This window comes from Streptosporangium sp. NPDC002524, from assembly GCF_040295985.1.
In the GTDB taxonomy this organism is placed as follows: domain Bacteria; phylum Actinomycetota; class Actinomycetes; order Streptosporangiales; family Streptosporangiaceae; genus Streptosporangium.
The window spans coordinates 280655-296426 of record NZ_JBEOWK010000006.1 but is presented as its reverse complement, the minus strand read 5'-3'; the positions used below and the strand labels follow the sequence as shown (position 1 = coordinate 296426).

12 protein-coding genes are annotated in these 15772 nt (G+C 60.5%); 5 read left to right on the top strand and 7 right to left on the bottom strand.

Annotation, left to right across the window (positions count from 1 at the left end; translation table 11 throughout):
- Positions 1 to 22 precede the first annotated feature (22 nt).
- A complete protein-coding gene (locus tag ABT053_RS12865; RefSeq protein WP_350969115.1) occupies positions 23 to 1354 on the top strand; it encodes a UDP-glucose dehydrogenase family protein in 1332 nt (443 codons plus the stop codon).
- Between the two features lie 281 nt (positions 1355 to 1635).
- Here ABT053_RS12865 and ABT053_RS12860 read toward each other — a convergent pair whose 3' ends face one another.
- Entirely contained in the window at positions 1636 to 2466 is an 831-nt protein-coding gene (locus tag ABT053_RS12860; RefSeq protein ID WP_350969114.1) for a hypothetical protein, read from the bottom strand.
- A gap of 499 nt (positions 2467 to 2965) precedes the next feature.
- Here ABT053_RS12860 and ABT053_RS12855 point away from each other — a divergent pair, with 499 nt between their 5' ends.
- Complete coding sequence (locus ABT053_RS12855) at positions 2966 to 4450, top strand: hypothetical protein (protein WP_350969113.1); 1485 nt, start codon at positions 2966 to 2968, stop codon at positions 4448 to 4450.
- 248 nt (positions 4451 to 4698) lie between these two features.
- On the opposite strand, the gene ABT053_RS12850 is transcribed toward ABT053_RS12855, so the two are convergent.
- The 3 genes from ABT053_RS12850 to ABT053_RS12840 all read right to left on the bottom strand — a co-directional run bounded on the left by ABT053_RS12850 (position 4699) and on the right by ABT053_RS12840 (position 6960).
- Positions 4699 to 5211: a GNAT family N-acetyltransferase gene (locus ABT053_RS12850; RefSeq protein ID WP_350969269.1), complete on the bottom strand. Its 513-nt coding sequence runs from the start codon at positions 5209 to 5211 to the stop codon at positions 4699 to 4701.
- A 373-nt stretch (positions 5212 to 5584) separates the two neighbouring features.
- The gene (locus ABT053_RS12845; RefSeq protein ID WP_350969112.1) at positions 5585 to 6064 is read right to left on the bottom strand and encodes a hypothetical protein; all 480 of its coding nucleotides are present in this window, start codon (positions 6062 to 6064) and stop codon (positions 5585 to 5587) included.
- Positions 6065 to 6384: 320 nt separating this feature from the next.
- Entirely contained in the window at positions 6385 to 6960 is a 576-nt protein-coding gene (locus tag ABT053_RS12840; RefSeq protein WP_350969111.1) for a hypothetical protein, read from the bottom strand.
- Between the two features lie 1093 nt (positions 6961 to 8053).
- On the opposite strand from ABT053_RS12840, the gene ABT053_RS12835 reads away from it, so the two are divergent.
- Entirely contained in the window at positions 8054 to 8419 is a 366-nt protein-coding gene (locus ABT053_RS12835) for a hypothetical protein (RefSeq protein WP_350969110.1), read from the top strand.
- Positions 8420 to 9460: 1041 nt separating this feature from the next.
- Here the strand turns inward: ABT053_RS12835 and ABT053_RS12830 are convergent.
- On the bottom strand, positions 9461 to 11809 hold the full coding sequence (locus ABT053_RS12830; RefSeq protein ID WP_350969109.1) for an nSTAND3 domain-containing NTPase: 2349 nt from the start codon (positions 11807 to 11809) through the stop codon (positions 9461 to 9463).
- Positions 11810 to 12323: 514 nt separating this feature from the next.
- Entirely contained in the window at positions 12324 to 12959 is a 636-nt protein-coding gene (locus ABT053_RS12825; protein ID WP_350969108.1) for an HAD-IA family hydrolase, read from the bottom strand.
- A 456-nt stretch (positions 12960 to 13415) separates the two neighbouring features.
- On the opposite strand from ABT053_RS12825, the gene ABT053_RS12820 reads away from it, so the two are divergent.
- Positions 13416 to 13976: an NUDIX hydrolase gene (locus ABT053_RS12820; RefSeq protein WP_350969107.1), complete on the top strand. Its 561-nt coding sequence runs from the start codon at positions 13416 to 13418 to the stop codon at positions 13974 to 13976.
- Here the strand turns inward: ABT053_RS12820 and ABT053_RS12815 are convergent.
- Positions 13957 to 15174 carry an NsdA family TPR-like regulatory protein gene (locus ABT053_RS12815; protein ID WP_350969106.1) on the bottom strand — a complete coding sequence of 406 codons (1218 nt, stop codon included), beginning with the start codon at positions 15172 to 15174 and terminating at the stop codon, positions 13957 to 13959. The genes ABT053_RS12820 and ABT053_RS12815 overlap by 20 nt on opposite strands.
- Positions 15175 to 15294: 120 nt before the next feature.
- On the opposite strand from ABT053_RS12815, the gene ABT053_RS12810 reads away from it, so the two are divergent.
- A complete protein-coding gene (locus ABT053_RS12810; RefSeq protein ID WP_350969105.1) occupies positions 15295 to 15702 on the top strand; it encodes a hypothetical protein in 408 nt (135 codons plus the stop codon).
- The last annotated feature ends 70 nt before the right edge of the window (positions 15703 to 15772 follow it).

The following is a 15772-nucleotide window of genomic DNA, read 5'->3' as shown; positions in this document are numbered from 1 at the left end:
AAGTAGATAAGGAAAGACGGACATGGGCGAAGCCGAGCTCCCACGACTGACGGTGATCGGAACCGGCTACCTCGGGGCGACGCACGCGGTTTGTATGGCGTCACTGGGGTACGACGTGGTCGGTCTCGACGTGGACAGCAAGAAGATCGAAAGGCTGCAGGCCGGGGAGGTGCCGTTCTTCGAGCCCGGCCTGCCCGAGCTGCTGGGCAAGGCCCTGGAGTCGGGACGGCTCCGGTTCACCACCTCCTACGAGGAGGCCGCCGAGCACGGCGACATCCACTTCGTCTGCGTCGGCACCCCCCAGCAGCCGGGCTCCGACGCCTGCGACCTGACCTACGTCGACGCGGCCATCAGCAACCTGGCCCCCCACCTGACCAGGCGCTGCCTGGTGGTCGGCAAGTCGACCGTGCCGGTGAACACCGCCGCCCGCCTGGCCGGCCTGCTGCACGAGCTGGCCCCGGCGGGAGAGGAGGTGGAGCTGGCCTGGAACCCGGAGTTCCTGCGGGAGGGCTTCGCGGTCGACGACACGCTCAAGCCCGACCGGCTCGTGTTCGGCGTCACCTCGGAGTGGGCGCACGAGCGGCTCGCCGCGGCGTTCCAGCCGATCCTCGACCTCGGCACCCCGGTGGTGGTCACCGACCTGGCCACCGCGGAGCTGGTCAAGGTGGCCGCCAACTCGTTCCTGGCCACCAAGATCTCCTACATCAACGCGATGGCCGAGGTCTGCGAGGCCACCGGCGCCGACGTACGCGACCTGGCCAAGGCCCTCGCCTACGACGACCGGATCGGCGGCCGGTTCCTCCAGCCCGGCCTGGGCTTCGGCGGCGGCTGCCTGCCCAAGGACATCCGCGCCTTCGCGCACCGGGCGGAGGAGATCGGCGTCGGCCAGGCCGTGTCCTTCCTCCGCGAGGTCGACGCGATCAACCGGCGCCGCCGTTCCCGGACCATCGACCTGGTCAGGGAACTGCTCGGCGGCCAGCTCGCCGGCAAGAGGGTCGCCTGCCTGGGCGCGGCCTTCAAGCCCAACTCCGACGACATCCGGGACGCCCCGGCCCTGGACGTGGCCCGCACCATGCACGGCCTGGGCGCCAACGTCCGGGTGTACGACCCGGCCGCACTGGACAACGCGCGCCGTACCTACCCGGAGCTCAGGTACGGCACGAGCGCGCTGGACGTGGCCCAGGACGCGGACGTGGTCGTCCTGCTCACCGAGTGGGCCGAGTTCCGCGAGGTCGAGCCCTCGGCGCTGGCGAAGGTCGTCAAGCACACCCGCATCGTGGACGGCCGCCACGCCCTCGACGCCACCGTCTGGCGCGCGGCGGGCTGGGAGTACCGAGCCCTGGGCTGCCCCTGAGCCTTCGCCGCTCACTCCCCCGCTCTCGAACGCCGCCGCAGAGCCGGGTAGCCGGGTAGCCCCGGCTACCCGGCTACCCGGCCTTCGCGGAATCGTCCGGACCTCGTGAAAGGCCTCGCCAGAGTGACATCTGGTGAGGCCTTTCACGGTCGTGCCCTCTCCCCCTTCGCCGGCGCCCTCGGCACCGATCAGCACCGATCAGCACCGAGATGACGACGGCCTGCCAGGGCCGCAGACCACCACGCCGGGCGAATCCCTCTGATCTCAACCCCGTACTGACTCTAGGAACACCCGTCGTGCAGGTCGCAGACGAACCCGGTGACCGCACGATTGGTGCGCGACTGAAGTACATGCGGGTCGGGCTGGTAGCCCCACATGTACATGGGGAGACCCGGTAGTCCGCGGGGCCGTAGCGAGAACGACATGACGCCGCCGGACAGGTTCGTGACGGTGAACGCGTACCGCGCTCCCGGCTTCACCTTCACGGGGGCCAGGCGGAACACCGTGTCCTTGTGGTTGGGGCCCGCGTAAATGACGATCCCGGACGTACTGGGGGCTGCGCCGCCGTCTGCCTCTGCCAGGGGGACGGCCGCGACGACCCTGTCCTTCGCATCCACCTCGTCGATTCGCAGACCCACCGGGCCGAGATTATCGAGGGAGAAATCAGCGCCGGGGCGCATCTCACGCGATGCGATGACGCCGACAGATCTTATCCGCAGCGCGGCCGCAACGAATACCTGGCGTACGAAACCACGCGATTCGATCTTCACGTCGATGTCCTCGTTCGCCGAGGAAGCCTTGGCGTGATACGAGTAAATCGGCCGTTTCGACATCTCGTCATCGGTTTTCGGCGTCGAGGTCGGTAGATGCGTGGGAACACGGGCCGACGGAGTCGGTGCGCCCGAATCGGGCAGGAACACTCGCCGCCCCAGATCCTCCAGCACGCCGACAAAGGGCGCCGCGATGAGTACGGTCGCCACTCCTGTGATCAGCAGCTTCGACGTGGCGCTTCGACGCCCCCACCACTCACGCATCCGTCCGACAGGCACCCCGATGGGCGGCAACATCGACGTCATCACCCGACGTCGCCACCATTCGCGCATCCGGCCCATGGAAACTCCCGACCACGCCGTGGGACTTTCCGCCCCTACTCCAAGAACGGGAGAGGGCGTCAACTGGTTCCATCCACCGAAAATGAGTCGACCAGGGCTGGAATACGCAACAGAAGTGCACAGGGATCTCAACCGCCAGCCCTGAACACAGGCGGGACGAAAATCTTGACCGCGCGGACCGTCCACCCGCATCCCACCTCGGGCGCGGCCGATTTCTCCCTGGCCGCCGAAGGTAGTTGACCAAAATCTACATTTCGGCTATAAGCATACATATAGATATAAATCATTATAAATAGAGCATGACACGTAGATTGGATGCTAAAAGGTAAGACTCCTATGCCTTTTCTTGCGCGAGAGGACACCCGAGTCGAACATTGGCTCCGACGAACCGCGGTCAATCGAACATGACATTTTCGTGACCGCCCCAGGCTCTCGGCGCGATCTCGGCCAGCAGCGGGATCGCTCTCCCCATGCACTACGTCTCACGCAGGAGGAACCCATGACGGCACCGCAGAAAAAATACCCAGGGCATGTCTCCAGGATATTGGCGGTGTTGGTCATGGGGATCTCCATGATCGTCGCCCCGGTGACGCCGGCGCCGTTGACGAACAAAGCGATCGCCGCCGCGTGTGATACGGCTTGCAAACTTTTCACCGACGCCGCCGGTCTGCAACAACAGATTCCAAAGCCCTTTGGATGGGGAATAGGCGCTCATGCCGAGACCAGCACCATCGTATGGAACAATCAATATCTCATGTACTATCGCACGTTCATCAGTTCAAGCGGGAGTATATGCGGCATACCTCAGGGCATCGCCCTCGCCACCTCCGGCGACAGCGGAAGGACGTGGGCGCAGTACAACGGAGGTAAGCCGCTCAGCATGCTGCAGTCGGTGCAGCAGAACGGCAATACGTGCGTCAACGACAACAACGCGAGGAGTACATGGGTTTTCGCTCCGGACGTCATCGTTGACGGCAACCATTTGCTGATGGTCTTCGAACAGCGCGACTGGGTGCCCGCGGGAAACGGAACCGGCCGGGCACTGCATTCTGTCCGGTGGGTGACAAGCTCCGACGGCGTCAACTGGTCGGGCAGTACACGCCTTCTGAAAGAGGGAGTCGTCGGTGACTCTTTCGACGAGGTGGGCACGCCCGACATCGAAAAAGACGGCGTCGGCTACGTGATGACCTTTCACTACCATGACTCCACCGGACGCCTGCCGCAGGGCCGCGCGACCGTCCGCTTCAGTAACCTGACGCAGGACTACAACGGCACCAAAACAAAATTCACCCTCACCCCGGCTCCCTCGTGGGGAAACTACGGCCTGGGAATGGGTGACATGACCCGTGAAGCCGACGGCTACTGGTACATGATATTTGAAGCCTTCGGAGGCGCCAACGGACTCTGCGGGCAGACCAATTCACAGACCGCGGTCGGCATCGCCCGCAGCACGGACGCGGTCAACTGGACTGTACGCGGCGCACCACTCATCAAGGGGGTCGGCAGCAGCTGCGGCTGGGACATGCCCGCCTGGCAGAACATCGGCGATGTACGGAGCATCGTGACCCCGGACGACCCGCCGGAAGGGCGGGAGCTCGTCCGCTGGAACATCGTGGACAAAGCAGCCCCGGCGCAGGTGACTTCCGGAACCCAGCTGCGCCAGAACCAGTTCCTGCAGGCTCCGCACTGTCTCAACAACGGTTCGTCACGCCTTTGCATGCAGGATGACGGCAACCTGGTGCAGTACCGCAACAGCGACAACTTCGTCATCTGGGCAAGCGACACCCTGGGCAGCGGCGCCAAGCGGATCTACATGCAGTACGACGGCAACCTCGTACTGCTCCGCAACGACGGCTCACCGGTGCGGGCCACCGCCACTGATGGACGACCTGGGTCCTACCTGGACGTGCTCGGCGACCGCGTCCAGGTCAATACGTACGGCAACATCGTCTGGCAGCGGATTTCCGGTCAACGGGGCATGTGAGAACACGGCTCGCCAACACGGGCGCGCTCCCCGTTCCGCCAATCGACAGGTATCCGGACACGCCGGCGAACGCCTTGGCCAGTTGCCATGTCGTCTGCCGTCACGGTGATCCGGCCGGCCGCTCTTTCGCCCATGACGAACACGTGGACGCTCACCGAGGTGAGCCGCGCCACGATACGTCATGCCTGCCGTACGACAAGGACCTCGGAGTCTCTCCGAGGTCCTTCCGCCTTTCAGGAAACCGGTTCTCAGCGCTGTGTCACCTTGGCGGCCCGAACGGCGGCGGGAACCTGCTGGAGATAGAGCCGGAATCCCTCCGCCTCCGGCTCGAAGCCCAGCGAGGTGTAGAGGCGGTGGGCACCGCCGGCGGCATGACGCTTGTGGGACAGGAGCTGGACCTTGTTGCACCCCGCGGATCGGGTGTCATCGAGAAGCCGACGCATGATCGCGGTGGCCACGCCTGTGCGGCGATGACCGACGGTGACCACGACCGCTTCGACGAACGCGGTAGGGGCACAGCCGTAGGTCAGGTTCGGCATCGTCATCAACGTCGCCGTCCCGACCACCCGATCGTCGACCTCAGCGAGGTAGACGGTGAGATCGCCGGATCGCATCATCCGCGCCCAGGTCCGCTGTTCAAGATCCGAAACTGCACGGGGAGAGTCATCTCCGCGATCCTGCTCGGCGGCGTAGACCTGCAGGACCGCCAACAGGTCCTCTGGACGGGCAGTCCGAACAGCGCACGGTACGACAGCGTCCATCATCTGATCAGCATGCCCGTCTTGAGCAACCCTGGCCACCAGGCGCCCGCGAAGCCGAGGGAATGGCTGCCGGCGACCAAGACGCTAGAAAGCTGGCGCGACCTGGGAAAACACGGCCAAGATCATTGCGCGCATATTGGTGGCGTGGTGACACGCGGCTGCTTCCGGCTGCATGTCCCGAAACGCGAAAGAGGCCCTTGAGGGCCTCTGAGCTGCCAGTTTGGCTGATGGCAGGTGCAGGACTTGAACCTGCGCAGGCTGAGCCGACGGTTCCACAGGACGTGACCGCTACCGGCGTGACACTGCTCGCGACCTGCGGCGCGTCACCTCTGCACCGCTCTCACCCCAATGATCATTGCACGCATATCGCACGTCACGGCAGGTGAGCTCGGAGGTCCAGCCATCGATCAATCTGAGTTCTTACCGGCCCTGCCGCCAGTTGATCCGCGATCAACTCCATCGGACCGAGAAAGTTCTTGCACGTGCGCAGAGCCGAGATCTCGTGTCGAGGACGCATGCGCCAATCGGTCATCCAAGCTCTCGCCTGCTCCAAGCCCAGAGGCAATGCCTCCAAAACGTCTGAGGCCAGATGGTCCGGACTCCATAGCGGGTCACCATCCGGAGCGAGATCAACGATCAGCAACGCCCTAAGGTTGAAGCGGCACACGTTCGCGTCCCTTGTGGGGTAGCCGGCCTGCTCGGCACCGCCGAGGGCGAAGAAAGCAACCCGTGCCCAGATTCGCCGGGCTTCACCCCGATCGTGATCCTGCGCATAGGACTGGTTGAGCTGCCACGCGCCCAACCACTCGTTGATGCGATCCGTGTCGATTTCGGCGTCGTCGATGCCTTCCATACCCCTCACCATCACATCCAAGTGGCACCAACGGTTTTCACGCATTCTGAGTGACGATGTCCGGCTCATAACCCGCTTCCTCGGTGTGCGGGTCGACGGCAGTTGGGATGATCGGGCGAACGAGGTGCACGCGTCCGTGTAGGCCATGTTCTTGTTCCACTGCAAACCAGCACCATCACGACGACTCGGGCATCGCCGATTTAGTTGATGGCGGCCACCGATGCCCAGCGTCATGCAACCTGCTCAAAGCGGTGAGGTCGTTCATTAACACAGAACCTGGCACAGCTACCAATGTCTCAGCGCAGACAGGCGAAGAAATTTCAGCGCTGCGCGGGGACGGCATTCAGCAAAGACCGCACAGTGTTGCCCAGTTCGGCACGCTCATCCGGCGAGAGCTCCGCCCCCTGGCAGGACGACAGCTCTGCCCCGGCACAGACGATGCCCACAGCGATACGGGTGGCTTCGATTCCACGGTCGAACTGGGCACCGATCGTCGGGTCAGCCTGCCGGCAGTTTCGCAATGCCTCTTTCTGCGGGGCATCGATGAGCTGTTCGTAACCGACCTTCACCGTCGCAGCATGGTAGGCAGCATCCCCCTTTTGTTCAAGTAGGTTTCTGATCGCGTTCCAGCTGGAGAGCAAGCCCACAGACAAACTCGAGTAGGCGTCCTTGCAGGGAGTTCGCCAGTGCTCGGGAGGTCTGTAGGCGCCCGGATCAAAGCCTGGTGGATACAAGCCCTTGTCAGGAGTGGAAGTCGTCGGCATGCTGCTGGACGCGGACGCCGAACCGGCTTCGGCTACACCTCTCGCCGAGGTGGAGACAGTGGGTGCCGCACCACACGCAGGCAGGGACAGCCCTATCACGGTGATGACGATCAACGGCTTGACCAGTCTCATGCCGCCAGCATGGTCTCGCAGCGAGTGGCCGAGGGCTTGAATACACCACATGATCATGTTTCGTTATGTGCCGGATTCCTCCTGGACTCACACGTTCCTGGGAGGGACCAACGTATGAACGGCTGTCGATCAAGGCACGTTCAAGGAGCCCTTCCCGTGATCGCTGACACGGGTCGGCGCCATGGGACAGTCCTGGCTCAAAGTCTCTGGAAGCTCGTCGCCACCTGGGGAAACGTCCTCAAGATCATTGCGCGTATATTGCGCGACCACCGACACAGGGCCGCTTAGAACGGCATCCGGCGGCATGACCCGGAAACGCAAAAGAGGCCCCGGAGGGCCTCTGAGCTGCCAGTTTGGCTGGTGGCAGGTGCAGGACTTGAACCTGCGTAGGCTGAGCCGACGGTTTTACAGGACGTGACCCTTCTCGCTTCGACGTAGTGTCTGACCTGCGGCGCGACACCTCTACAGCGATCTCTCCCCCATGATCATTGCACGCATATTGCACGTCATGGCACGTGAGTTCAGGTTTGGTTATCAGCCATGTTCGCCACCTGGTGAGGTGTGACCCCAGCATCGAAACGGCTGCTGACCCGCCCTGCCGCTACGCAGCCAGGGGGTCACCGTGATCGGCCCCCTCAACGATCAAGGAGTGGAGCAACGCGGATGAAGACACGCAGCGATTCGTGAGGTTCAACTTGCTCACCTCCTGACTCAAATCCCGCCATAATCCGATGGAATGATCTATCTGATGGTGCAAGGTCGAGATGACTGGACGGATGGCATGTCTATTCCTGCGCGCCCAGGACCTGGCTGGCGTTTTAATTCACCTCCCGGATGGCCGGCACCCCCAGACGGCTGGGAGCCAACAGAGGGGTGGGCAGGTCCTGGTCCTGACTGGCCACATGCTCCACCGTATTGGTCCTGGTGGGTTAGGGACTCTGCGACACCGCTTGGCCTGACCTCCGCGCCAGGAGCGGTAGGGGAAGAGGCGCAGGTTCCTGCCGACGATGCTCGCGCGCTTTCGGCAAAGATGATGTGGGCAATCGCTGGTTTGGCCCTCATCGTTTTGCTCGGGGTCCCCATCGTTGCCGTCTTGGAATTGGTCGGCGCAGAGGCAAGCGGCTCAAAGACGCAAACTTCCGCTCCCGCCTCGCGAGTAGAAGCGATAGCCGAGGCCCTGGCGAATGCCGGGTATGCGTGTGAACTGGGCTACGTATCAGATGACCCAGGAGCAAGTGAGGCTGATTGCTCCCGCACACCGTACCGTGATGTCACCATCTACGTGGTTCATGATCAGGCCGCAAAGGAAGGTTTGATCGCTCAGATAAAGAACAGCTACTGGAAGCTTCCACTAGGGGCTGCAGCAGTTGTGGGCGATGATTGGATCATTGACTGCAACGTGGTAAACGCTTGCTTCGAGGCTGCGCGCAAGATGAGCAGCCAGGTAGTGACGATTTAGATAAACCGTCCTTGAAAGAAGATTGTGAGGTGATCCAGGAGCTGCAGCAATCATTGATACACCCATACACGTGAGAAGCATCCCGAAATCGGAGACAGGGACGAGGTGGCTCACGGTGACAGCCGTATCGGGAAGCCTTACAGGCTACTGAAGAATGCCCTGCAAATTTCAAACCTGGGACCGGCGGATTAGAAGTGGAGCGCTGCTCTTCCATCGGACAACGCCTTGGCCTGCGGCCAACGCATGTGATCACCCTTGATGAGAAGCTGGCGTTCTGCACATGTTGCGGATCTTGCTCTCGTTTAATCGGCCTCATCGCTCGAAGGCACCGCCCAGATACAGCCAGGTTGGAGTGACCGGTGCTCCGGCACTAAGAGGCTTCGTTGTCCTCTGATCTCGGCCATTTCACTGATGGCCGGCTCCATCTGAGCACCGATGATCGTGAGTCTATATCCGTCTCGTCGCCGGAGTTCAAGTGCCCCGCCTGGATTCCAGTCCCCAGAACGCCAATGGCCGTCAATTCTGACATTGCCCTCCGGCCTTGCGCTCATCCACATTGCCCAGAAGTGAAACGGTCCGCCTTCTTCACGAGAGCCCATGCGGTACTGCTCTCCGCACTCGCGGCACACCCGCTCGCGGGATCATGGCAGGTCATGAGCTACTGGGTCTGCCTCATGCTGGGTCATTTGTCTAAATCGTAGGCGTGCCCAGCAGGCAGATCCAGTCTGCTGGGTTGTTCTGTCCGTCGTCGGCTCACCCTTCGATCGAACCCACGAGACCGGTCACCCGGCCTAGCGGTTTTCAAGAGGACTGCGTTCCGAACAGCAACAGGGCTTCTGACCAGGACAGATTTTCCCTTTCAGACTTTCTTCACAAAAGATCATCCCACGCATATCCCGCAGTTGCTATCGATCGACTTCGCTATGTCGATCATGGTCTCGTATTTGATGGAGGCAGCGGTTACCCTGGCCTGCATAACCCCTCAACTCTGTTGATCGATAGCACCTAAAAGCCTACGGGCCGAGCACCATCTTTCAAATATCACAAATAGTCGAATATTGAACACCCCTCCTCCTTTCGCCGATCCATTTTTGACCTTTGATGGATCTCTGCATATTTCACCACAACTTCATCGCCCACATCAAAAATCGAGATTTCAGATTCTCCTGATTTGAATTTATTACGAACATCGTCCATGTCTACAGCTAGCCCCCACCGGCTTGCCTGATATTCGAGCTGTTCGATCAGATGCCTTTCGCCGCCTTCCCAATAATCGTCGATAAATTCTTGTCGTAAATTATCTAACTCAGACTGCACGAATTCATCAAACAGGCTTCTCATATCCCTTTGATATTCGACGACTGTAGGCACTATATCGAGGACGTCACGCAGTATCTTCCAGGAGGTCAAGTCCTGTGGTTGATCGAGTTGCTTTAATCCAATGAATTCAACCTCAGTTCTGCTAGCTCTCCAGGAGACTGGAATCTCACCGCGGAATGCTGCGAGTAGTGCTTTAATTTCGTCTGGTGTCATGCTACGAATATGGACACGTAGGTGGCCAAACAGCGCCGCTGTGGTTTCCGGGTCGCAGAGCTGACCAGATTTCCGGTAGAGGCCAGCTAGAAGTGTAATTCGCTGTTCTAGGTCAAGAATCTTCGATGACTGACGAATGGCGAAGAGTGTTCCTGGAACGGGATAAGATTCAGGATTTAACAGCACTCTTTCAGCGGTACGAGTCAGCAGGGCCCAGAAACGTTTAGCGCCATCGAGCGCAGGCAGTACTTCCAATAGAGCGTTTAGCCAGCCGACCTGCATCCAGTACTCAGCTCGCACGACGAGGTTTTCAAGAGAATCCGGATACATCGAGAGGAAAGCGACTACGGCGTCGGCCAGCCCGGGGCTCAGCTTTTCTACTACTGTCGTTGCGCGTGATTCTCCAACCTCGATATGAAGGAGGTCCCCATCCAGGACAGACAAGGCTGTATCCAGTTCGAATAGCGTAGGAACGGTGCCCTTAGTGCGCGTGAGGGTGATAGTAGCCGCGTACAAGTCATCAAGGTAGACCAACTCGGAGCCGAAAGACGAGCGCGCGAGAAGCAAATAACGCTGAACACTCGTCAGCTGACGCCGAATGATGTGTTGCCAGACGGTTTCGGGATTATCGAGAGCATCAATCAAATACTGCGGGATATCCAGACGTTTAACTTCCTTAGTGGGAATCGACGCCTTTTCCGCTCCCCTTGGCCTGACTCCGAGGTCTCGCGCGAGATTCTCAAGAGCCACAGCCGTAACGCGTGGATTGTAATTTTTGTGTCGTGCTACGCTCGAATAGCGGGTAGACGCATCCTCTACGCTAGCCGCTAGCTCTCGAATCGGTGAGAAATATAGTTGATTATAGAGAATATGCTCTCGCAAGGAATGTGACAGCAAAGAAATATTGACAGCCACTTTTGTTACGTCGAAGATTCCATCAGATAGTTTTTCGTAGAACAATTTTGCTTGCCTAAGCACATAGTCGCGAGTCGTTAACACAAACGCCTTTGATTGATCTTTTTCAATGCGCTTCATAAGCTGGATCAACTCGGAGTCTTCGCCTTTATGCAGTTTTGCATCAAGGCTGTTCTGGCCCAGAAAGTCATCATAGAAAAGCACTTGTGGTTTACCTGGTATTATTTGCTTTTCCAGCTCACCGACATGCGACAGTGCCGTTATAGGCTGCCACCCCTCAGACATCTTCTGAAGGAGCATCAGATGTGCAGTTGTCGTCTTCCCTGTTCCAGGAGGACCGGCAAGAACGCAAATTCCATATTGATCGAGCTTGTTGTGCGCCAATCGCAGCGCTGGCGTTTCTACAAAGCGATATCTTAGTCTCAACAGGTCTTCAGCAAGGCTCGATGAGCGTAGATGCTCCACTTGGTGGAGCATCGACTGTAACGCAGCGCTACTAGACAGCCAGAGCTTAAGATTTGCTTTTTCTACATCGGGGTGACGCCTGAGGAGATCAGTAAGGTCATTCTTTGCGAAGATGTCATTTCGCGATACTCGGTTACCGAACAGCGCGACAATTTCTTCCTTGTTATGGCGTGTTAGGCGTGCAGAAGTGGCTATAATGTACCGCTGCACTTGGTCGACAATGGGTTTTTTCGCCTCGGCTTTCAACTTCGTACGTAATTCCGCCATTCCTGCCAAAGGATAGTGCTTGCACTGCACAACAAGCTCCTCGCCGGAGAGCAAATTTATCGGGCCATCAGTCGGACCAAGGACACTTAGGTCCACACCACCATCTCTACCGCGCGGAAAAGTGGCTACATTGACCCTCCAGTGAGCTGAGAGCAAGTCAGCCACCAGACGTTCGAAGTCGTAGTCCGAAAGTGCTTCGAAACTTTCCATGCTCACACCTCGATCGACAGGGATGCGCTACGTGCCAGCTAACTTAAGGTCTCGACAGAGGGGAGAGCAAGCGGAGCAAGTAGAAACATCAAGCTCAAACGTGATGACGAGGATCGACTTCCCGTTCTTAAACGGCAAAGCACGATGTTGAGAAATAATAAATACAAGGCGGTGAGTCACCGTCGAGAGAGAGTAGCGATGTAAGGTTATGGATCCGCATCGAAGAGACTACCCAGAAGCTGCATGCGAGCATGCGGTCCGTACGAAGATGAAGTACATTCGGACTAGATCTGCTCACTGAATAATTGATCATGAGAGCCCTTTAGGCGTCGCGCTCTTTGAATCAAGAACCCACGGATTAAAAGATCCAGTTCGAGCCGTTCCGGATCGTTCAATGCAGGTCAACGCCTATGCGCGGTCCATCTTGAACGCCTTTGAACTGCGTCGTATTGCAACCCAAAATGCAACCATGACGGTCGGCTGACAGGCACGTATAAACCATCGGGGATGATAGTCAGGTCTCGCCGTTGCTGATCGCCGTCATGAGATATGGAGTTGCTTCCTCAAGTGAGGGGAAGCAAGCATCCGCCTTGATCAGGTTGTGAGACGGGTGGGTCGTGGCTACAGCAACCACCGTGCATCCCGCTGCCTTCCCTGCCGTGATTCCATGGGGGGCATCTTCGATCACGATGCAGTCGCTGGGATCGACCAAGAGAAGTTCAGCCGCCTTGAGATAGCCCTCGGGATGAGGCTTCGACCGTTGGACGTCCTCGCCATAGATCTGCACGGGGGGCAGCGGAAGTGAGGCAAGCTGAAAGCGCCGGTGAACGGGTGCTCGGCTACCTGAGGTGACCAATGCCCATGGACGCTGGTCGAGCTTGTCCAGCAGGCTTACAGTTCCAGGTGCTGCGGGGAAGGCATCACCTTCCTTAATCATCAACTGGTTCAACACCTTGCGCTCGGTGGCGGGATCGAGGCCAGGGGCAACGTCGCGGATGGTGTCTTCAGGCCGGCGGGCGTGGGTGAGGCTCCACACCAGGTCTCGGTCCAGCCCGCGCATGTCCGACCAGGCATCCCAGATGCGTCGGTGCGTTGCGCTGGAGTCGAGTAACACCCCATCGACATCGAACAGGAGAGCCTTGATCGCCATGGACCAGAGAATGTCACAGACAATCAGAATGATGTGACCGAGTTTGGAAGCGGACCGCAACCACGTTGTTCAGTGAGCCGTGCTGAGGAACAAAGCACGGCTCGTCGATCGCCCCCAGCCATCTACGGTGGCCTGCCAGGCAGTGGCGATCGTAGGGCTGCATCTTTGCGGCGGCGTGGCAACCCCGGCTGGCGCGTTCGGTCCGTGCGGCGGGGGCGGTGTGCGGTGCCCGGCCCGGTGTCTCGCCGCCGTCCGGGACCGGCGCCCACGCCGCACGCCCGGACGGCGGGCGGGCGGAGGGCCGGGGGTACGGCGGCGCGGCGCGCCGCCGCCTTGATCTTCATGAGAACAATTCGGCAATGTTCCTCCGGGGCACATCCTCCGTGATCGCCGCAGTCCGTTGGCTGTGTGCTGATGCCCGTGTACGGCGGGGATGTTGAGCTGTAACTTCGCTGTGTGGCTACCAACGAGGAGCAGACGCGCTGGATCGTGCACGGTGAGCGGCTGATCTACGACAACGAGTGGATCCGACTCGGGCTCGTGGACGTCGAGATCCCTGACGGGGAGCGATTCGAGCATCACGCGGTTCATCTGGGTCGAGCAGCCATGACGGTGCTGGTCGATGATCAGAACCGTGTGCTGATGATGTGGCGACATCGGTTCCTGTTCGATCGCTGGGGCTGGGAGCTCCCGGGTGGCCTCGTGGAGGTTGGCGAGGATCCGAAGGACACGGCTGCTCGTGAGGTGGAAGAGGAGACCGGTTACCGGCCCAAGGAGATGGAGCACCTGATTACGTTCCAGCCGATGGTGGGCATGGTCGATTCGGAGCACCTTGTGTTCCTTGGCCGGGGTGCCGAACTGGTCGGTGAGCCGGTTGGAGAGGTGGAGGCCGATCGGCTGGAGTGGATTCCACTGACCGAGGTCCCGGACATGATTGCCCGTGGGGACGTGTGGAACTCCGGGGTGCTGGTGGGGCTGCTGTATGCGCGGGAGCGGCTTAACGAGGGCCGCGGGTAGCCGCTCGGGTGAGTTCCTTGACGCGTCGTCCGTGCCGGCGAGAGCCGGTCATGGTGGCGAGTTGTTCGGCGCGGTAGAGGTGTGGCTGTGCGGCGTCCGTCTCTCCTGTGGCCAGAAGCGCGTGGGCGAGGTCGCATCGAAGGCCGGCCTCGGCGCGGTTGTAGGTGCCGTCCATCCCTGCGAGGGCTGACCGGAGGTCTTCGATAGTGTCGGGATCGCCGAAGCGGACAAGGCAGTTGCCCCGCCATCGTGCGAGGTGATGAGTATTGAGGGAGACGTACGGCAAGTGGGGATCGGCGTCGTCTCCGGGTAGTAGCGCGGCGGCCTGGTCCAAGGCTGTGCGGCAGGTGGCCTCGTCGCCGAGGATCGCGGCGGCTTCCGCTTGGGCGGCGGCAAGCCAGGTCCGTAGATGGCCGGGGACGCGATGGTCGTAGGTGGTGCGAACGTGTTGAAGTAGCTCGGTGGCTTCCGCCGGTCGTCCAAGGTCGATCAGGACGTACGCCTGTTGTCCGCTCGCGTAGGCGAGTAGAGCGAAGTCTTCGGCTTCGCGAGCGGCGGAGATGGCGTGCTCGTGGTGGTCCCAGGCGTCTGAGAGGGCGCATGTGTCGATGGCCTGCCATCCGGCGAGGGCTGCGGTCTCCGACAGTACGTGTGCGAGTTGGGCGCGGATGCCTGGCCGTATGGCGTGCCGGTGGGCACGTTCTAACTGGGCGATCTGAGCGCGCATCTTGTCGGCGATGACGACTCCGCCGACTCGGCGGTCCATAAGGCGCAGGTTGTTGGTGTCGGTGGTGAGGATCATGACCATGGTGGGGTCGATGGCGGCGGCTGCTTTGATCCGGGCCGTCAGTTCCTCGCTCTGCTCCTGATGGTCGTCGCCGTAGTTCCCGGTCGGGGATGCGGTGTCGAGAGGGGCCAGGCCGAAAACCATCCGAGCGTGGTCGGGCAGGCCGAGACCGGTGGCGATGCGCTCGTAGACGTCCAGCTCGGTGATGTGGGACTGGTTTCGGCTGATCCGGCTGACGCGTCCCTGGGACAGGCCGGTTGCCGCGCCGATGTCCACTTGGCTGGCGCCTGCGTACTTCGCGGCGAGTTTGAAAAGTCCTGCTACGTCGCGATTTTTGAGGATTTCCCTGCTGTCTTCGCGGTCCCATACTTCGACTGGGATCTTGATCGGCTCAAAAGCACTCCCGTTCATTCCGCCCTCCGGCTGTCGGTTCCCGAGGTGGTGCGTCGCTACATGTTGAGACCCTATATGCCTTGGTGGAATATACGCGTGGGATAGGGCTGAGAAGTTCTTCCATCGATCCTTTCCGGTATGACAACACCGGTTAAGTGCGATGAATGCGATGGGCGCGGCTGGAAGATCGTTACGCGGCGGGGACATGTCGCTACCTCGTTTCTGGGAGGTGCGGTTTCCTCTCAGGAGGACTGCCTGTACTGCGACGGTCCCGAGCCCATTGTCGAGATGTTCGAATGGGAGGTCTTCACCTCCGAGGGCGTCGACCGGCTCGGGCCGTGCGGCACCAGTTCGGGGCAGGCGACCTCGATGGACGAGCTGCGCAAGGCGCTGCGCAGGATGGATCCGCAACCGGCGCTGTGGGGGCGGATCACGCGGCGACTCTACGACTTCGGCATGGCGCCGGGCGACTGGTCACGGCAAGTGATCTTTCACGCCACCGTGGACCTGGCCGGTTCGGTGCGTTTCGAGCGGCAGGAATCGTGAGCGATGATTTTTCCCGCCGGGGAGTGTCATGCCTGTCTGAGCATCTCGTTCCGGCCGCTCCAGGATGCAT